16 protein-coding genes are annotated in these 14,780 nt (G+C 54.8%); 7 read left to right on the top strand and 9 right to left on the bottom strand.

Features of this window, described 5'->3' with window-relative positions; all coding sequences use genetic code 11:
* Positions 1–186 precede the first annotated feature (186 nt).
* The 9 genes from L1889_RS10375 to L1889_RS10335 form a co-directional block, all read right to left on the bottom strand.
* Positions 187–1,140 carry a hypothetical protein gene (locus tag L1889_RS10375; RefSeq protein WP_238665066.1) on the bottom strand — a complete coding sequence of 318 codons (954 nt, stop codon included), beginning with the start codon at positions 1,138–1,140 and terminating at the stop codon, positions 187–189.
* A 263-nt stretch (positions 1,141–1,403) separates the two neighbouring features.
* Positions 1,404–1,739, bottom strand: coding sequence for a ribbon-helix-helix domain-containing protein (locus L1889_RS10370; protein ID WP_238665065.1), 336 nt, complete (start codon positions 1,737–1,739; stop codon positions 1,404–1,406).
* Between the two features lie 111 nt (positions 1,740–1,850).
* On the bottom strand, positions 1,851–3,419 hold the full coding sequence (locus tag L1889_RS10365; RefSeq protein ID WP_238665064.1) for a GMC family oxidoreductase: 1,569 nt from the start codon (positions 3,417–3,419) through the stop codon (positions 1,851–1,853).
* Positions 3,420–3,469: 50 nt separating this feature from the next.
* A complete protein-coding gene (locus L1889_RS10360; RefSeq protein ID WP_238665063.1) occupies positions 3,470–4,051 on the bottom strand; it encodes a tat (twin-arginine translocation) pathway signal sequence in 582 nt (193 codons plus the stop codon).
* 38 nt (positions 4,052–4,089) lie between these two features.
* Positions 4,090–4,479, bottom strand: coding sequence for a VOC family protein (locus tag L1889_RS10355; protein WP_238665062.1), 390 nt, complete (start codon positions 4,477–4,479; stop codon positions 4,090–4,092).
* 84 nt (positions 4,480–4,563) lie between these two features.
* The gene (gene queC / locus L1889_RS10350) at positions 4,564–5,307 is read right to left on the bottom strand and encodes a 7-cyano-7-deazaguanine synthase QueC (protein WP_257793891.1); all 744 of its coding nucleotides are present in this window, start codon (positions 5,305–5,307) and stop codon (positions 4,564–4,566) included.
* Positions 5,304–5,972 (bottom strand): 7-cyano-7-deazaguanine/7-aminomethyl-7-deazaguanine transporter, encoded by a 669-nt coding sequence (locus L1889_RS10345; RefSeq protein ID WP_238665061.1) that lies wholly within the window; start codon positions 5,970–5,972, stop codon positions 5,304–5,306. Before L1889_RS10345 ends, queC begins: the two co-directional genes overlap by 4 nt.
* Before the next feature lie 160 nt (positions 5,973–6,132).
* The gene (locus tag L1889_RS10340; protein WP_238665060.1) at positions 6,133–6,615 is read right to left on the bottom strand and encodes a prepilin peptidase; all 483 of its coding nucleotides are present in this window, start codon (positions 6,613–6,615) and stop codon (positions 6,133–6,135) included.
* Positions 6,591–6,842, bottom strand: coding sequence for a hypothetical protein (locus tag L1889_RS10335; protein WP_238665059.1), 252 nt, complete (start codon positions 6,840–6,842; stop codon positions 6,591–6,593). The genes L1889_RS10340 and L1889_RS10335 overlap by 25 nt, the downstream gene beginning before the upstream one ends.
* Positions 6,843–7,342: 500 nt before the next feature.
* Between L1889_RS10335 and gspG the strand changes: the two genes are divergently transcribed.
* From gspG to gspE, 7 genes are read left to right on the top strand one after another with little or no spacing between them, the layout of a single operon-like run.
* Positions 7,343–7,804 carry a type II secretion system major pseudopilin GspG gene (gene gspG / locus L1889_RS10330; RefSeq protein ID WP_238665058.1) on the top strand — a complete coding sequence of 154 codons (462 nt, stop codon included), beginning with the start codon at positions 7,343–7,345 and terminating at the stop codon, positions 7,802–7,804.
* Positions 7,805–7,806: 2 nt separating this feature from the next.
* Positions 7,807–8,814, top strand: a complete 1,008-nt coding sequence (gspK, locus tag L1889_RS10325) for a type II secretion system minor pseudopilin GspK (protein WP_238665057.1) — start codon at positions 7,807–7,809, stop codon at positions 8,812–8,814.
* Positions 8,811–9,293 (top strand): hypothetical protein, encoded by a 483-nt coding sequence (locus L1889_RS10320; protein ID WP_238665056.1) that lies wholly within the window; start codon positions 8,811–8,813, stop codon positions 9,291–9,293. Before gspK ends, L1889_RS10320 begins: the two co-directional genes overlap by 4 nt.
* On the top strand, positions 9,245–10,000 hold the full coding sequence (gene gspL, locus L1889_RS10315) for a type II secretion system protein GspL (protein ID WP_238665055.1): 756 nt from the start codon (positions 9,245–9,247) through the stop codon (positions 9,998–10,000). The genes L1889_RS10320 and gspL overlap by 49 nt, the downstream gene beginning before the upstream one ends.
* The gene (locus L1889_RS10310) at positions 9,981–10,613 is read left to right on the top strand and encodes a type II secretion system protein M (RefSeq protein WP_238665054.1); all 633 of its coding nucleotides are present in this window, start codon (positions 9,981–9,983) and stop codon (positions 10,611–10,613) included. Before gspL ends, L1889_RS10310 begins: the two co-directional genes overlap by 20 nt.
* Positions 10,613–13,297, top strand: a complete 2,685-nt coding sequence (gene gspD, locus L1889_RS10305) for a type II secretion system secretin GspD (protein ID WP_238665053.1) — start codon at positions 10,613–10,615, stop codon at positions 13,295–13,297. Before L1889_RS10310 ends, gspD begins: the two co-directional genes overlap by 1 nt.
* Positions 13,294–14,757, top strand: a complete 1,464-nt coding sequence (gene gspE, locus L1889_RS10300; protein ID WP_238665052.1) for a type II secretion system ATPase GspE — start codon at positions 13,294–13,296, stop codon at positions 14,755–14,757. Before gspD ends, gspE begins: the two co-directional genes overlap by 4 nt.
* Positions 14,758–14,780: the final 23 nt, after the last annotated feature.

Here is a 14,780-nt window from a genome sequence, read left to right as displayed (position 1 = left end):
GATTCGAGGTAGCGGAGCAGGGCCTCACGATCATTAGCTGGCGCAATGACCCAGGATTGACGAAACAGGCTGCGCCCGCGTCTGAACATGTCCTCGTGCAGCAAAGCTGTGTTAGCTTCAGGCGCATTATCATGTTCGAAATTGGCGCCAGATAATCTCAATGCGGCTGCTGTATTGACTAAAAACCTATGAACAGGATTGGCTGGGGGGCAGCGGTGCTGGCCAAAAATCGTCTAGTAGCGATTGCTCCGGCACGTCATCAAAGAGACCTGGCGATTCTTCAGGCAGGCACTGAGGCAAAGCCAGGCATACCTTCTCTAGAGCAGCGGCGCCCGTACTACCTTCGGTTACGCGATCCCACCATAGTCTGTGTACAGCGCGTACCCGGACCGGAATTGACGGCAAGCCGATATGCTGCGCCATGGCCAGACGGTGCAATCCGCGATTGATCTTCAAAATACGGCCTTCGCTGGAGATGGCCACACCTAATGGGTCTTTGCCACGCGTTGGATCAAAGCCATTGGTGGCCATGTCGTCCAGGAAGCCGATATAAATGTTCAGATAAGCATGAATTTTTTCAGGCGTATTGAGGCATACACCTTGTTGATGAGACCTCCGTGGCTTGCCGCTTTCGATAAGAGCCATTAGTTCCTGGAAACGTTCGGTGCATTCTAGCTGATCGCGGTTTTTGTCCAGATCGCGTATCAGCTTATAACGTGAACCGAAGCGCAAGTCTTCCCGGCGCTGATCCCAAGTGCCGTTCCAAATGAAGGCAAGCGACGACGGACGTTTTTCAACGCTGCGCGGAGCATGTGCAGTGATTCGAATTAGCTTGCGTGGATCGACATGCAAGGTTAGAGCGGCGTCGCCCAGCACTTCCTCGACAATGTGGCGTGGCAGGCCGAAGGATTCAACGTGGTGTTTTCCTGCCTTGTTATGCATCCAGCGGTGAAAAGCCAGACGCCCTAGCGGGAATCCAGCGTATCGCTGAACAGCATGGCGGTAGCGCTCAGCCAGATGCGCAATCAGGACTCGACGTTTGATTTCGGGCGCTGCCAGCGGGGCTAATGCTATGTCTGCTCCGGGTCCTAGTATCCCTGATAAGCGGCTATCTTTGTATTCTATCCAGAGTTTGTGCATAGTTGGCAAGTGTCCTGTCACCGCATATAACAGCTGCTTGCTCTGTGACCGATAGGAAAAGGAGGTTTGCTGAACGACTCATGGCCGGATTGTATTGAATTGTTTTTTCAACCTTCGGACTCTTGCCGATGTCGCCAAGAATAGTTATCAGTAATCTTGTTTTGAATGGCAATTTGAAATGATACATTACTATACCATTTAATGCATTTATGTATGGATTCTGTAAAAGAGTACGTCGCGGCGCGAACGGGTTACCGGCTGCCTTAGCTGGCGCAGGGGGCTTTTTGTATTATTTTGGCGGGTTTGCGCAATGCGTATTGTACGTGTTGATGTGATTGAGTCCTGAGTTCTAAATAGCGCATACAGGTAACTCGTAGAAACGATGCGAAGTTAGACGTTTCACCGCGAAAGGCAAACACCTCGTCGTGCAGAGTTGCTATAAGTTCGTTAGTGGTGACGTTGCCTTCGGTTGCCAGTTCGGCCAGGGTATCCCAGAATAAGTTTTCCAGCTTAATACTGGTGACAACTTTAGAGATGCGCACCGAGCGGCTACGGGACTCGTACATGATGGGGTCGGCGTGAGAGTAGATGTGACACATATTGCCTCCAGAACGCCCTGGTCGAGCGATAGTTTTTTATATGTGCACATACGCTCGTCTTATGAACGTATGTGCATATCCATAGTAGCAAAACAACGTGCGGCTGATGGGTCAAAGTTCTTTTTGCGCCATGCTGTCGGCAATGAATTCTGCTTGCCGGATGGCAAGTGACACAATGGTCAAGGTCGGGTTTTCGGCAGCACTGCTGGTGAACTGGCTGCCATCTGAAATAAACAGATTAGCGACATCATGTGTTTGCCCATGCTTGTTGCAAACACCGTCGCTCGCGTTCTCGCTCATTCGGCAAGAGCCCAAATTGTGTGTTGAGGGATAGGGAGGCGTTTGAAACGAACGTTTGGCCCCCGCCGCTTCGTAAAGCGCCGTGCTTTGCTTGAAAGCGTGATTTCTCATGGCAATATCGTTGGGATGGTCATCGTAATGGACATTTGCCGCTGGCAATCCGTACTGATCTTTGGCCTCGGGGTCTAGGGTAATTCGATTGCTTTCCTGTGCCATGTCTTCTCCTACTATCCATAAACCTGCTGTATGGGTGTAGTCGTCCATGTACGAGGCGAATTCTTCGCCCCATGCGCCTGGATCAAGAAATGCAGCATAAAAAGCCAGGCCCAAACTAATGGTTTCCAGTTCGTAGCCGCCTACAAAGCCGCGAGAAGGGTCATGAATCGCTTCGTCTTGCACAATACCAGCCATCGTCGTGCCCCGGTACATATGTACAGGTTCATCAAAGACAGCGTAGACCGAACCCGTTGTATGGCGCATGTAGTTGCGCCCTACCTGACCAGAGCTGTTTGCCAGTCCATCTTTAAATTTGCCTGATTCTGACAACAGTAATAGACGTGGTGTCTCGATGGAGTTGCCGGCCACACAGACAACGCGGGCTGCTTGCCGTTGTTCTTTACCGTCTTTGTCAAAATAAACAACAGCGTTGGCTTTCCCATCGTTGCCGTGTTCGATTTGTGAAACGTGGCATTCGGAACGTAGCTCTAGCTTGCCAGTGCGCTCGGCATGGGGGATTTCGGTATAAAGCGTAGACCATTTAGCGCCCATCTTGCATCCCTGAAAACAGAAACCCTGCTGGGTACAGGCAGAGCGTTCGTCATTGACGACGCTGTTAATAGCCATGTGTCCGGTACTGACTTCCTTATAGCCCAGCTTAGTGGCCCCGTCGTACATAACCTTGAAATTATTATTACCGGGCAGCCCTGGCAAGCCATTGGTGCGGGTCACCCCCATTTTCTTTTCGGCACGTTCATAATAGGGCGCCATGTCGGATAGGCTAATAGGCCAGTCCAGCAGGTTGGCACCCTGAACTTCGCCATAAGTACTGAGCGCTTTGAACCCATGTTCAGGGAAACGTAATGATGCACCAGCCCAATGTGTGGTTGTGCCACCCACTGTCTTGCAGATCCAGGCGGGAAGATTAGGGAAGTCTTTGCTTAGACGAAATGAACCCGAGCTGATTCGATTATCGAGCCATGCTAATTGTGCAAATGACTTCCATTCGTCTTGAATGAAGGTGGCTGGGCTTTGTCGTGCGCCTGCTTCAAGTAATACAACACTAATGCCTTTCTGGCAGAGTTCATTGGCTAGTGTCCCGCCGCCCGCACCTGAGCCGATGATGACGACCACACTGTCGTCGGTATGTTCATACTCTTTCATAATGATCTCCTCAGCTGATTTTTTATATGATTTATATGACTTCTGGGGTTCTACAGTGATGGACTGGCGGCTTCAGACGGGTTTGGGAGCCAGGTCAGATCGCTAAAGCCACGCCTTAAATAGCCACCTTTGCTCCATGACTCACCTTCGTAGCCAAAATGCGCATAGGCCATTTCATTGTCATAGAGGGAGTGGATACATTGACCACGTATCATCTGAAAAAAAGGATCTGACTCCATGGTCTTTAATGCTGCCACCTGTTCGGCCGCTGTCGAACCTGCCCAGTCTCCTTGCGTAGCGGCATTCAGTTTGTCGATACCGTCAGTGACGAGTTTGTTATTTGCCGGGTCTGCACAGGCAGCGTCAATATCCTTGACCAGCACGGCATAGACGGCATCTGAGAGATTTTTGTGTGGATAAAGGCGTTTGGCCATGAGCAGAAGGGCATTGGCTTGTTCAGCGTTCAGATGCTGCGCTGTCAGAGCCCAGGACCTTGAGGGGGCCAGCACGGCAAGCATTGAACCGCTGCTTAAGAGCCCGGTCAGTACGATAGAACCCTTGAGAAATTGTCGTCTCCCGTTTTTTACATCACGCGCTTTAGGCAAAGAAATTATTTTTAGCGTGTCTTTCATGTTGTTCCTCCTGGAATAATTATTAATGGCTTGATGCCTTAGTAATGTCCCCCACTTTGCAGGACTTCAATCTTGTAGCCATCAGGATCAGTCAAGAAGAAGAAACGTGCTGCGTGCCCGTTTTGCTCAAGCTGCTTAATAGGCGTAGGTGAAAGACCCATCGACTCCAGAGCGGAGTGCGAGGCTTCAAGATTCTCCACTGAAAAAGCGACATGACCATAGGCAGTACCGTGCTCGTACGGCTCACTCTGGTTTTTGTTGTAGGTAAGCTCTATTTCTGCCGGGCTTTCTTCATTTCCCAAATACACAAGAGTGAAGGTAGGGAAATCAAGCCTGTGTTTTTCGTGCAGGCCAAGCGCATCGCGGTAGAACTTGATGGAGATGTCTAGATTCGAAATTCGAATCATGGTGTGTATAAGTTTTGCCATTCCGGCTCCCTGAAAATAATGAGCATTGTTGTCATTATTGTGCTCTGACAGGGGAGCCGGTGGTAATAGCCTAGTGCTACATGGCTAGGGATTAACCCTTTGGGTTGAAGCTGATTTTAAAGCTGACCATTCCCGATACCCCTGCGCACGTAGCGTGCAGGCTGGGCATTCTCCGCAGCCGTAACCCCAGTCGTGCAGAGAGTCACGGGTGTTTAGATAACAGGTGTGGGTGTCAGTCCGTACTAACTCGACGAGTGCCTGGCCGCCAAGTTGTTGGGCGAGTTCCCAGCTGTCGGCCTTGTCCATCCACATCAATGGGGTTTCGAGTGTCAGGGGGCGATCAATACCCAGGCTCAGCGCCACCTGCAAGGCTTTGAGAGTATTATCGCGACAATCCGGGTAGCCGGAGTAATCTGTCTGCGACATCCCTCCTACCAGTACGTCGAGCCCACGCCTATAGGCCAAGGCGGCGGCCAGGGTGAAAAACAGCAGATTGCGTCCTGGCACGAAGGTATTAGGCAAACCATCGGCTTGCATGGCAATGGCCACGTCGTCAGTCATGGCCGATGTGCCTAACTGTCCGAGTACATTCACATCCAACAGGTGATCATCGCCCAAACGCGAAGCCCAGTCGGGTTGCAGTGCAGGCAGGTTGCGGCGAAGTGTAATGCGACAGTCAAGTTCAGCCTGATGGCGCTGGCCGTAATCAAAACCAATCGTTTCTACATGACCGTAATGCGCCAACGCCCAGGCCAGGCAAGTAGCGGAGTCCTGGCCGCCGGAAAACAAGACCAGGGCACGGCGCTGGGGTTGCCAGGGTATCGTCATGCCTCAGCCAACGTGGCTTCACGCTGTTTCATGACTCGGATGATGGCGTTCAGGGCAACGCCGTACATGGGCACGAACAACAGCAGGCTGACGGCCAGTTTGATTACGTAGTCCACGACGGCGATTTCTCCCCAGTTTGCAGCCATGAAGGGGTTACTGCTACGCCAAAAGGCGATGCTGAAGAAGGCGGCCGTATCCAGCGCCTGTCCGAACACAGAAGCTGCCGCCGGAGCTACCCACCACTGTATATGGTTACGACGCATACGGTCGAACACTTGCACGTCCAGTAGCTGACCCAGCACATAAGCAGCAAAACTGGCAAAGGCGATGCGGAACACGAAACTATTGAATTCGCCCAGTGTGCCAAAGCCATTGAACTGGCCCTCATGGAACAGTACCGACACAATGTATGAGGCTATCAATGCCGGAATCATTGCTCGCGCGATCACGCTGCGGGCTTCGCTTTTGCCAATCAGGCGAACCGTCAGGTCTGTGGCCAGGAAAACAAAGGGGAAACTGAAGGCTCCCCACGTGCTGTGAAAGCCGAACAGATTGATAGGCAACTGCACGAGATAGTTGCTGGAGATGATGATGGCGATGTGGAATGCGACCAGCAGGGCAAGATAGAACGATACCCGGGATTGCGGGACAGGTGTCGAGGTCATAATGAGCCTTTTTAGTGGATGGGGTTAGGGAACCCATGGAACAAATGTGAGCGCCGTATTATACGGCGAAAGAGGGGCATTCTACCATCTCGATAAATTCTGGCTATTACGCCAGGAGTGTACGAGGCCTTACATCTGGGTAGGCCTGACTACTCTAGCCTCATCCGCCTACCATCCAGACAATCGCACTAGCCGCCAGGTACGGCCCAAAGCGCAGCGATTGTTTGCCGTTGTAGCGGCCCGAACTGACAGCCGCCACGATAATGCCCAGCAGGCAAGCCAGACTTAGCACCCAAAGCACATCGGGTAGTCCGAGCCAGGCGCCGATGCCGCTGGCGAGCTTCGCGTCGCCGCCACCCATACCGTCCAAACCTCTAAGCTCTCGATAAAAGACATTTAGCAGCCACATGGCGGCGTAGGTAAGGCAGGCTCCAATGGTTGCGCTGTATAACGAAATGGGAATCCATTGGGCCCAGGAAAGAAGCAAGCCCAATCCGATCAGGGGTATCGTCAGCGTGTCGGGCAAGAACCCCGTATCGTTGTCAATTAAAGCGGCTAAGGCCAGCAGAGTGCAGGCGATGCTGATTGCTATCGTTCGGGGAGTGGCACCGTATTGTATTAGTATCCATAAAAAAGCAGGCAAAAGGCAAGGCACACCACGTGTTTTCGGCGAGCTGAGCTGTCGATTTTCCGTCTGGATAAAGCCAATGCCAAACTGGACGAAAGCAAGCTGCGATCGGGAGCCTTGTCTTCGTGGATGCCCACGCGATAAAAGAAGGCGATGCGAAGCACCAGATACCCTATGCCCAGGCCGATGACGAGCATAGCCAGCGTGGCGATAGGCAAGTTTGAGGTAATGGAGAATGGCATGCACGGCACCAAGACGAATGAATCTAAAACGGGTTCAGTAGAGAATGATCCGGTTTTTATGTTGCAGCCGTATGAATGACGGGTCAGCGACGGAGAAGGGCGTGATGGGGTGAGCTATTCTGTCTGGTGTGCCGCTTTGAAGAAAGCAGGGTGGGCTGCTCATGATGCCCCTGTGTCGTGTGTGTGTTGCCTGACATGCAGGCCAGAGACCATGAGCAACCCGACTATGATTCTAACAACAAAATTTATGAGGTTTCAATAACTCAATGGCATAATTTTGTTGTTTTAATGCGTATTTTTTAAAAGCACGAAAAACGTCTCCCTGACTTCTTATTGTCATCTTAACGTGATATGGAAATCGCCACTTAGACCGCGATTCAGCACATTTCTTCAAATACTAAACAGCTAAAAAACCTCCCGATAATAATAAATCTATCTGCAATAGAGTTATCCGAACATGGTGGGTAAACAAATCTAGTTGATGTGCTCTGGAGGCTGAAATGAAGGCCCGATCTATTGGCGCCCTGTCGGCGCGTTGTTCCCTATCGAAAAATCAGGCCGGTTTCTCGTTGATCGAGATCATGGTCGTTGTCGTCATCATGAGCATCATGGCGGTGCTGATTGTTCCCAACCTAATGGATAGACCCGATCAGGCACGTGCCACGGCGGCGCGTCAGGATGTGGCATCCATCATGCAGGCCTTAAAGCTATACCGCTTAGATAACGGCAGCTATCCGGACAATGAACAAGGGCTTAGCGCACTGGTCGTAAAGCCTAGCACCGGAAGGACGCCCAACAACTGGCGCTCATACCTCGAGCGCTTGCCTGACGATCCCTGGGGCAACCCCTATCACTATCTAAATCCGGGCAACTATGCCGATATCGATGTGTTTTCGCTTGGTGCCGATGGCGAGCCCGGTGGCGAAGGCAATAATGCCGATATCGGCTCCTGGCAACTCTAGCCATGGCCTGGCGAGTATCGGCGCGCGCCCCTCAACAACGAGGGATGGCTGCCCTTAGCGCCTTGCTCATTGTTGCTATCGTCGCCACCATGGCGGCCGGTATCCTGGCCCGGCAGACGGGCTACGTTCGCTCGGTACAAACTGAACAAAATCGTGTGCAAGCACGTTGGTTGCTGCGGGGCGGCGTAACGTGGGCTAAAACGATTATTCAAGTAGCGGCGCAACGTGAATACGCGACCCGTCCAGATGGCATCTGGAACCAACCGGTACTAGGGTTGGCGGTGGCGGCCCCGGGTGATACACGCTTTGCCGCCTTCTCTGGCGAAATCACCGATGAACAAGGCAAATTCAATCTGCGCAACCTCGAATGGGGCGGTGAAGTCGTGCCCGGTGAAATTGACGCCTTTCGTCGCCTCTGCAGTCTGCTGCAAATTCCGCCAGTCACAGCCGATGCCATCATGCGGCGTATTGTGCTGTCATTTTCCGGCTCAGATAGCCCGCCCGTCGGTAATGCCGCAAATCTGGCACAGTACGAGGCCTCTCTAGTGGCGGCCCAAACACTGGGCTTTGCTACCGGCCTGCCCACGCGTGCACAAATGAATTTACCGCGCACCTTAAATGATCTGTTGGGTGTCGAGGGCGTAAATCACGAATTTATTGCGCGGCTGACACCGCACGCCACCATTCTTCCCTCCCGCACCTGGATCAATGCCAATACCAGCAGCCCAGAAGTTCTGGCCGCTCGCGTCCCCGGGCTATCACTCGAAAAGGCACGGCAGGTTATCAGGCAGCGCGATCAGGGGCAATGGATTATCCACCAGGGCGATTTTATCAATCGCTTGCAAATGCCCGAACTACACCGCCTGAGCCTTCCCATTGCATCGCAAAGCAGTTGGTTTTTAGTTAAGGGCGTGGTCGAGCACCAAGGGGTGGTCAGTATCATGACAGCGCTTGTGTACAACGACCGACAAACCAGTCCAAGAACAGTCTGGCTGCGAGAAGGCGCATGAAAGTCGATACGCTTCGCCTTAGGCTGCCCAGTATTCACGACCTGACGTCCACTGCAGTCACCGCGTTTGCCTATAAGCAGGCCGGTGTCTGGCACGTGGGCGAACCGACCTCGCTCACCACGATCTTGTCGCAATACCAGCCGCGACTGCTGGAAGTGGGTCTACATCCTGCAGACACAACCCTCGTCACCACAAGCATGCCGCCCCTGTCCGAAAAACACCGTCGCACGGCGGTCTTGGCTCAGATCGAGCCCTTAGCGCTTGACGACGTTGATCAGTTGTCCATTGCTTATGGGCCGCGCTCGCCCTCTGGCGACGTGACGTTGGCGTGGCTGCCTCGCGAAAGCCTGGCCTATGTTCATGATGTCTTGCAAGGGCAGGGGGTCGTGCTGCCCGCGCTGCGCTTTTACCCGGCCCCCTTTTTCTGGCCTTGTCCGACACCGGCCAAACCAGCACACTTATTGATCAATGGACGGTAGTGCGTAAGGGTAGCGATAGCGGCTTTATTCAGCCAGTGTCATTTAACGATGGCGCAGCGGCTAATCCACAGACAAAGGCGCCAGATCAAAACTCGGCTGACATGCTTTGGGCAGGGCAGGTGCCATCGTGGTTTCTAGCCTTTCAGTCTGCGCAAGCCGGTGCGGTGCAGGGGCGCAAAGGCTGGGGTATAGCCGGTATTACCGCAGTTCTGGCCGCCTTGATATGGCTAATCGGTTTGAATGTTTACGCCTCAAGGCTGGCCGAACAGGGTACGCAACTACAAACGCAAATGCGCGCACGGGTGAAGTCGGTGTTTCCCGAGATTCCCATTGTGATTAATCCGTTGCAGCAGGCCAAACAACAGCGGGACTTACGGCTAAGCGGCCTTAGCGACGCGCAATCTCCCCCGTTTCAACACATGCTGCGCGTATCGGCGAAGCTGTTAAACGAGTTGACCGGGCAGGTCGAACTGCTGCGTTACTACAATGGAAAACTACACATCGAATTACGCGGGGGAAGCCTGCCATCCGATGAGCGGCTAGGGGCACTGGCGCAGCAGGCCGACGCCGCCGGTCTGATTATTGAATCCAGCCCATCGGGCTGGGTCGTGTCGGCGCACGCAGATACCGACACCAACCCTGATCCGGGCACGGCTACTGTGTCATCGGCTACGTCCGGGGGCGCGGATGATTCCCCGCCTACGTAAACATTATCGCGTCATTGACACTCGTGCGCGAAGCTTGGGCGCACCGCTGCTGGCGCAGTGGCAAGGTTTTTCAACCCGCGAACGCCATCTTTTACGCCTGACCCTACTTGCTGTTGTTTTGGGCGCAGCCTGGATACTGCTGCTTAAGCCAGCGCTGCAAACCATACAGCGCTGGCAGACTGAAATACCTCGCTTGCAGACTGAAATACCTCGCTTGCAGGCCCAGGCGCACGAGCTGGAAAGCATTTTGCAAGATGTCGCTCCTGTTGCACAGCAGCCGGTCCAGCTTGCATCGGCTGATGAGGCCATGGCAGCGCTTAACGCGACACTGGAGGCCGCCGGTTTGGCCGAAGTCAGCACATTGACCGTGTTGGATTCACCCGAGTCGGCTCTCAACGATCAACCCCGCTCTGGCATGCAGTACCGCTTGCAGGTTTCGGTTGCTCCGGCCTATCAGGTGATTGCCTGGTTGATGTCCACGCCAGAGTCACTGGGCATAAATGTGCTGGATATTCAGTTAAGGCGCGGCGCGATGTCGCCCGCCGATGTATCGGGTCGTGTAAGTGGTCATGTAGAACTGGCCATGCCTGCTTTCAATAACGTGAGTAACTGATGCGAACAAGTCCTTATGCCGCCTCTCCCCGCTTAATGCGTCCGGTGACGGTGGTTTTGTGCTTCATCCTTACAGGCTGTGTCGCTCCGGCGATTAACGAAAAACCCTTTTTGCGTGAGGGCATGTATGTGCCCTCATCCACAAGCCAAAATAACGGCTCAGACGCGATGACTGCACCGGTAGCCGAGCCCGCCGCCGATACCACCCGGCACGTAATTCGGTCCACCAGCAACCGGGGCGCTAACCGCCATGCGGCAGCTGCACAAGCTCCATCCAATAACGACGAACCAGGCGTGTCGCTGAACTTTGTTGATGCCGACCTGCAAGTGGTATTACGTGCCCTGGCACGCTTTACCGGGCGTAATTTTCTGGTCGACCCCAGGGTCACGGGAAATTTAACCCTGGTATCCGATGGCGAGGTCAGCGAGCGCACGGCCTACAACATGCTGTTGGGCGCGCTTCGCATGCAGGGTTTCACCATCGTTGATGTCGACGGCGTCAGTCGCGTCGTGCCCGCAGCCGATGCCAAAGCCCAAGGTGGCGCAGTCAACCCGTCCGTGGACGAGGTCGGTGGCATAGCCACTCGTACCTTCAGGCTCAGCTACGAAAGCGCTGAAAAACTGGTACCGGTCTTGCAGCCCATGATTGCCGGCGAGGGGTCTCTTACGGCATACCCCGGCAACAACACATTGGTCATCACCGACCACACTGATAACCTCAATCGCATTGCACGCATCATTCAAAGCATCGACACACCAACATCGCTCGATACCGACGTGATTAAAATCCATAATGGCGTGGCCGTTGATATTGCGGCAATGGCTTCCGATTTGCTTGAAGGAGGCGGGCAGGGCACCGACACGCTGGCGGTCATGGCCGACCCGCGCTCAAATAGCGTGGTCATCCGTTCCAGCAGCCCCGAACGCACCGAGCTTGCCCGCAACCTGATTATCGAGCTCGATAACGTCCAGACCGACCCCGGAAACATGCATGTGGTCTACCTGCGCAATGCACAGGCAACGCATCTGGCGACTGTACTGCGTGGGGCGTTAACAGGCGAATCCCCCACCAGCGCACTGACGGGCGGCGATTCAGTACGAGCGGCCCTGGGATCAGGGGGCATGCTTGGCGGTGCGGGTGCCGAAGCCAGTGGTTCTAGTGCCAACGGTGGGGGCCTGGGCAGTTCATCGCTGGCAAACAGCGGCACCAGCGCTATCGATGGCGACCAGTCATCGGCTTTTTCCGCTGGGGGCGTAACCGTACAAGCCGATGTCAGCACCAACACCCTGATTATTTCAGCACCCGAACCCATCTATCGCAGCTTGCGTAAAGTCATCGACCTGCTTGATCAGCGCCGAGCCCAGGTATTGGTCGAAAGCATGATTGTAGAAGTCACAGAAACCGACGCCTCCGAGCTAGGTGTGCAGTGGATGACGGGCAACGGACGACTTTTCGGCGGGGCCGGTTTCGGGGGCTCGGGGCTTAATGCCAATGCCAGCACCACACTTGATGTACTGCCCTCGGGACTAAACATTGGCGTGATCGATGGCTCGGTTAATTTACCCGGAGTCGGTGAAATTCTAAATCTTAAGGTGCTGGCTCGTGCACTCGAAACCAAGGGCGGGGCCAACATATTGTCCACCCCCAACTTGCTAACCCTGGATAACGAACAGGCTTCAATCATGGTGGGCAAGACGGTCCCATTTATTAGCGGTCAGTATGTCACTGACGGTGGCGGGGGCAGCAGCAATCCTTTCCAGACTATCCAGCGCGAAGACGTAGGCCTGAAACTGAACATACGCCCACAGATATCCGAAGGCGGTACGGTCAAGCTGGATATCTATCAAGAGGTCAGCAGCCTCGATAACACCGCCTCGGGCAGCATGGGCGGCGTGGTCACCAACAAACGTGCCCTGGATACCAGTGTACTGTTGGATGACGGCCAGATCATGGTGCTGGGCGGACTGCTTGAAGACACCGTGCAAAGCAGTACCGAAGCGGTGCCCGTGCTGGGCTCCATCCCCATACTGGGTGCCTTGTTTCGCTACGAGAGCCGCCAGCGCGTCAAAACCAACTTAATGATTTTCCTGCGCCCCTATGTGGTGCGTAACGTCAACGACGGTTATGGCCTGACAGTCGATCGCTATAACTTCATGCGTCGCGCACAATCGCGGGCCCAACCAGCCAAACATCCCTTATTGCGCGACATATCAACACCCATCCTGCCCCCCATTGACCTTCCGCTCGCTCGTGCCCGCAGCAGGCCCTACGACCTGCGCCCGGAAAACTGGGATCAAACCCAGGGCCAGAGACCACCCTTAACTCACAGCAGCACCGAACTGCGGCAACTGCCTCGCCCTGCGGGCGACACCGATTCCGAACCTGTCGTCCGCACGCGTTTACCGACAGGCGTTAACTTAGCGTCACACCCTGAAGCCTTCCATGGCCAAGTCAACAGGCCAGTCAGTGTGGTGCAATTTGCCGAAGTGGCTGAGCTGCAGGATGCCACGCGCATCGCCCAGCGTGTTCGCATCAGCGGGCTTGATGCCTATGCCGTCAGCGGTCCGGGTGGGGCAAGCTATGTCGTCCGTGTAGACGTGGCACGCGACCCCACCATTTTGGATAACGCCACCCAGCTGATACGCGAGCTGGGTTATCAGCCCGAACTGGTGGTTACGCCATGACAAGCTCACACGCGTCAATCGCCGCCACCGAATGGACACCATTGCCCTTTGCATGGGCCAGGGCGCAACGCATCGTTGCCAGCCGGCTCGACGACGGCCAAATTAGCATCAGCACCAGCCCGAAAACGCCGGGCTGGGCACTGAGCGAGGTTATGCGCCGCTACCCCCAGGCACACTTGCAAAACACCACCGAAACACAGGTCGAAGCACTATTGGCAAGCACCTATGCACGAGAAGGCGACGTGGCCTCGGTGGTCGGTGCCGCCGAAAACGATCTCGACCTCGACCGGCTCATGCAAGACATTCCGGAAGTCACCGACCTGCTCGACGCCACCGACGGTGCGCCAGTCATAAAAATGATCAATGCGCTGCTCACTCAGGCCGCACGCGATGGTGCCAGCGACATTCACTTCGAGGTGTTCGAGACCCATGCCAGCGTCCGCTACCGGGTTGACGGGCAATTTCGTGAAGTCGTCGCGCCGCGCAAGGCCCTGCATGCCGCCTTAATCTCGCGCATCAAAATCATGGCCCATCTGGACATCGCCGAAAAACGGCTGCCCCAGGATGGTCGCATCGGCTTGCGCGTGGGCGGTAAAGCCATCGACGTTCGCGTCTCTACCGTACCCACGGCACACGGCGAACGCGTGGTGCTGCGCTTACTGCTTAAAGATGCCGGGCGCCTGCAATTGGCCTCGCTGGGCATGGCACCCGAAGTGCAAGAAGGTTTGACAAAACTGATACGTCAGCCCCACGGCATTGTACTGGTCACCGGACCCACAGGTAGCGGCAAAACCACCACCCTGTACTCGGCGCTGGGGCAGTTGGACAAAAGCACCAACAATATCATGACCGTAGAAGACCCCATCGAATACGACTTGCCGGGCATTGCCCAGATTCCGGTCAACGCCAAAATCGGAATGAGTTTTGCTGTGGCCTTGCGAGCTGTCTTGCGCCAGGACCCCGACAACATCCTGATTGGTGAAACCCGCGACCTGGAAACCGCGCAAATTGCCATTCAATCCTCGCTGACCGGGCATGGTGTACTCACGTCGGTACACACCAATAATGCGGTCTCGGCGGTGACGCGGGTGGTCGATATGGGGGTGGAGCCTTTTCTTCTGGCCTCCACACTGCTGGGGGTACTTGCCCAGCGACTGGTGCGCTGCTTGTGCACCGATTGCAAACAGCCAGAGCAAAGCCCCGATGGCCGTCAGTTATACCGTGCCGTGGGTTGCCCAGCCTGTGCCCAATCGGGTTACCGCGGACGCACTGGCGTGCATGAGCTGTTTGTGATCAATAACGACCTGCGCCGTCTGATCAACCAGCAGGCCGATGAACAAACCCTGCTGGCCGCTGCCCTGGAAGGAGGCATGCGTACCATGCGCGAAGATGGCCAACGCTGGGTCGATGCCGGCATCACCACTCAGGAAGAAATCCTGCGCGTAACTCGTGATGCCTGACACCAAGGCTAAGCATTCAGGAT

It is taken from the genome of Paenalcaligenes niemegkensis, assembly GCF_022230885.1.
Taxonomy (GTDB): Bacteria; Pseudomonadota; Gammaproteobacteria; order Burkholderiales; family Burkholderiaceae_B; genus Paenalcaligenes; species Paenalcaligenes niemegkensis.
Note: the sequence above shows the minus strand (reverse complement) of the source record. Positions and strands in the feature narration are given on the sequence as shown.

What these genes read in the sequence shown, in the direction of transcription:
- L1889_RS10345 (WP_238665061.1), bottom strand. Translation starts at nt 5,972, where the DNA reads ATGACCTCGACACCTGTCCCGCAATCCCGGGTATCGTTCTATCTTGCC.
- L1889_RS10310 (WP_238665054.1), top strand. Translation starts at nt 9,981, where the DNA reads ATGATTCCCCGCCTACGTAAACATTATCGCGTCATTGACACTCGTGCG.
- L1889_RS10370 (WP_238665065.1), bottom strand. Translation starts at nt 1,739, where the DNA reads ATGTGTCACATCTACTCTCACGCCGACCCCATCATGTACGAGTCCCGT.
- gspE (WP_238665052.1), top strand. Translation starts at nt 13,294, where the DNA reads ATGACAAGCTCACACGCGTCAATCGCCGCCACCGAATGGACACCATTG.
- L1889_RS10365 (WP_238665064.1), bottom strand. Translation starts at nt 3,419, where the DNA reads ATGAAAGAGTATGAACATACCGACGACAGTGTGGTCGTCATCATCGGC.
- L1889_RS10375 (WP_238665066.1), bottom strand. Translation starts at nt 1,140, where the DNA reads ATGCACAAACTCTGGATAGAATACAAAGATAGCCGCTTATCAGGGATA.
- L1889_RS10320 (WP_238665056.1), top strand. Translation starts at nt 8,811, where the DNA reads ATGAAAGTCGATACGCTTCGCCTTAGGCTGCCCAGTATTCACGACCTG.
- L1889_RS10335 (WP_238665059.1), bottom strand. Translation starts at nt 6,842, where the DNA reads ATGCCATTCTCCATTACCTCAAACTTGCCTATCGCCACGCTGGCTATG.
- L1889_RS10355 (WP_238665062.1), bottom strand. Translation starts at nt 4,479, where the DNA reads ATGGCAAAACTTATACACACCATGATTCGAATTTCGAATCTAGACATC.
- gspG (WP_238665058.1), top strand. Translation starts at nt 7,343, where the DNA reads ATGAAGGCCCGATCTATTGGCGCCCTGTCGGCGCGTTGTTCCCTATCG.
- gspD (WP_238665053.1), top strand. Translation starts at nt 10,613, where the DNA reads ATGCGAACAAGTCCTTATGCCGCCTCTCCCCGCTTAATGCGTCCGGTG.
- L1889_RS10360 (WP_238665063.1), bottom strand. Translation starts at nt 4,051, where the DNA reads ATGAAAGACACGCTAAAAATAATTTCTTTGCCTAAAGCGCGTGATGTA.
- gspK (WP_238665057.1), top strand. Translation starts at nt 7,807, where the DNA reads ATGGCCTGGCGAGTATCGGCGCGCGCCCCTCAACAACGAGGGATGGCT.
- queC (WP_257793891.1), bottom strand. Translation starts at nt 5,307, where the DNA reads ATGACGATACCCTGGCAACCCCAGCGCCGTGCCCTGGTCTTGTTTTCC.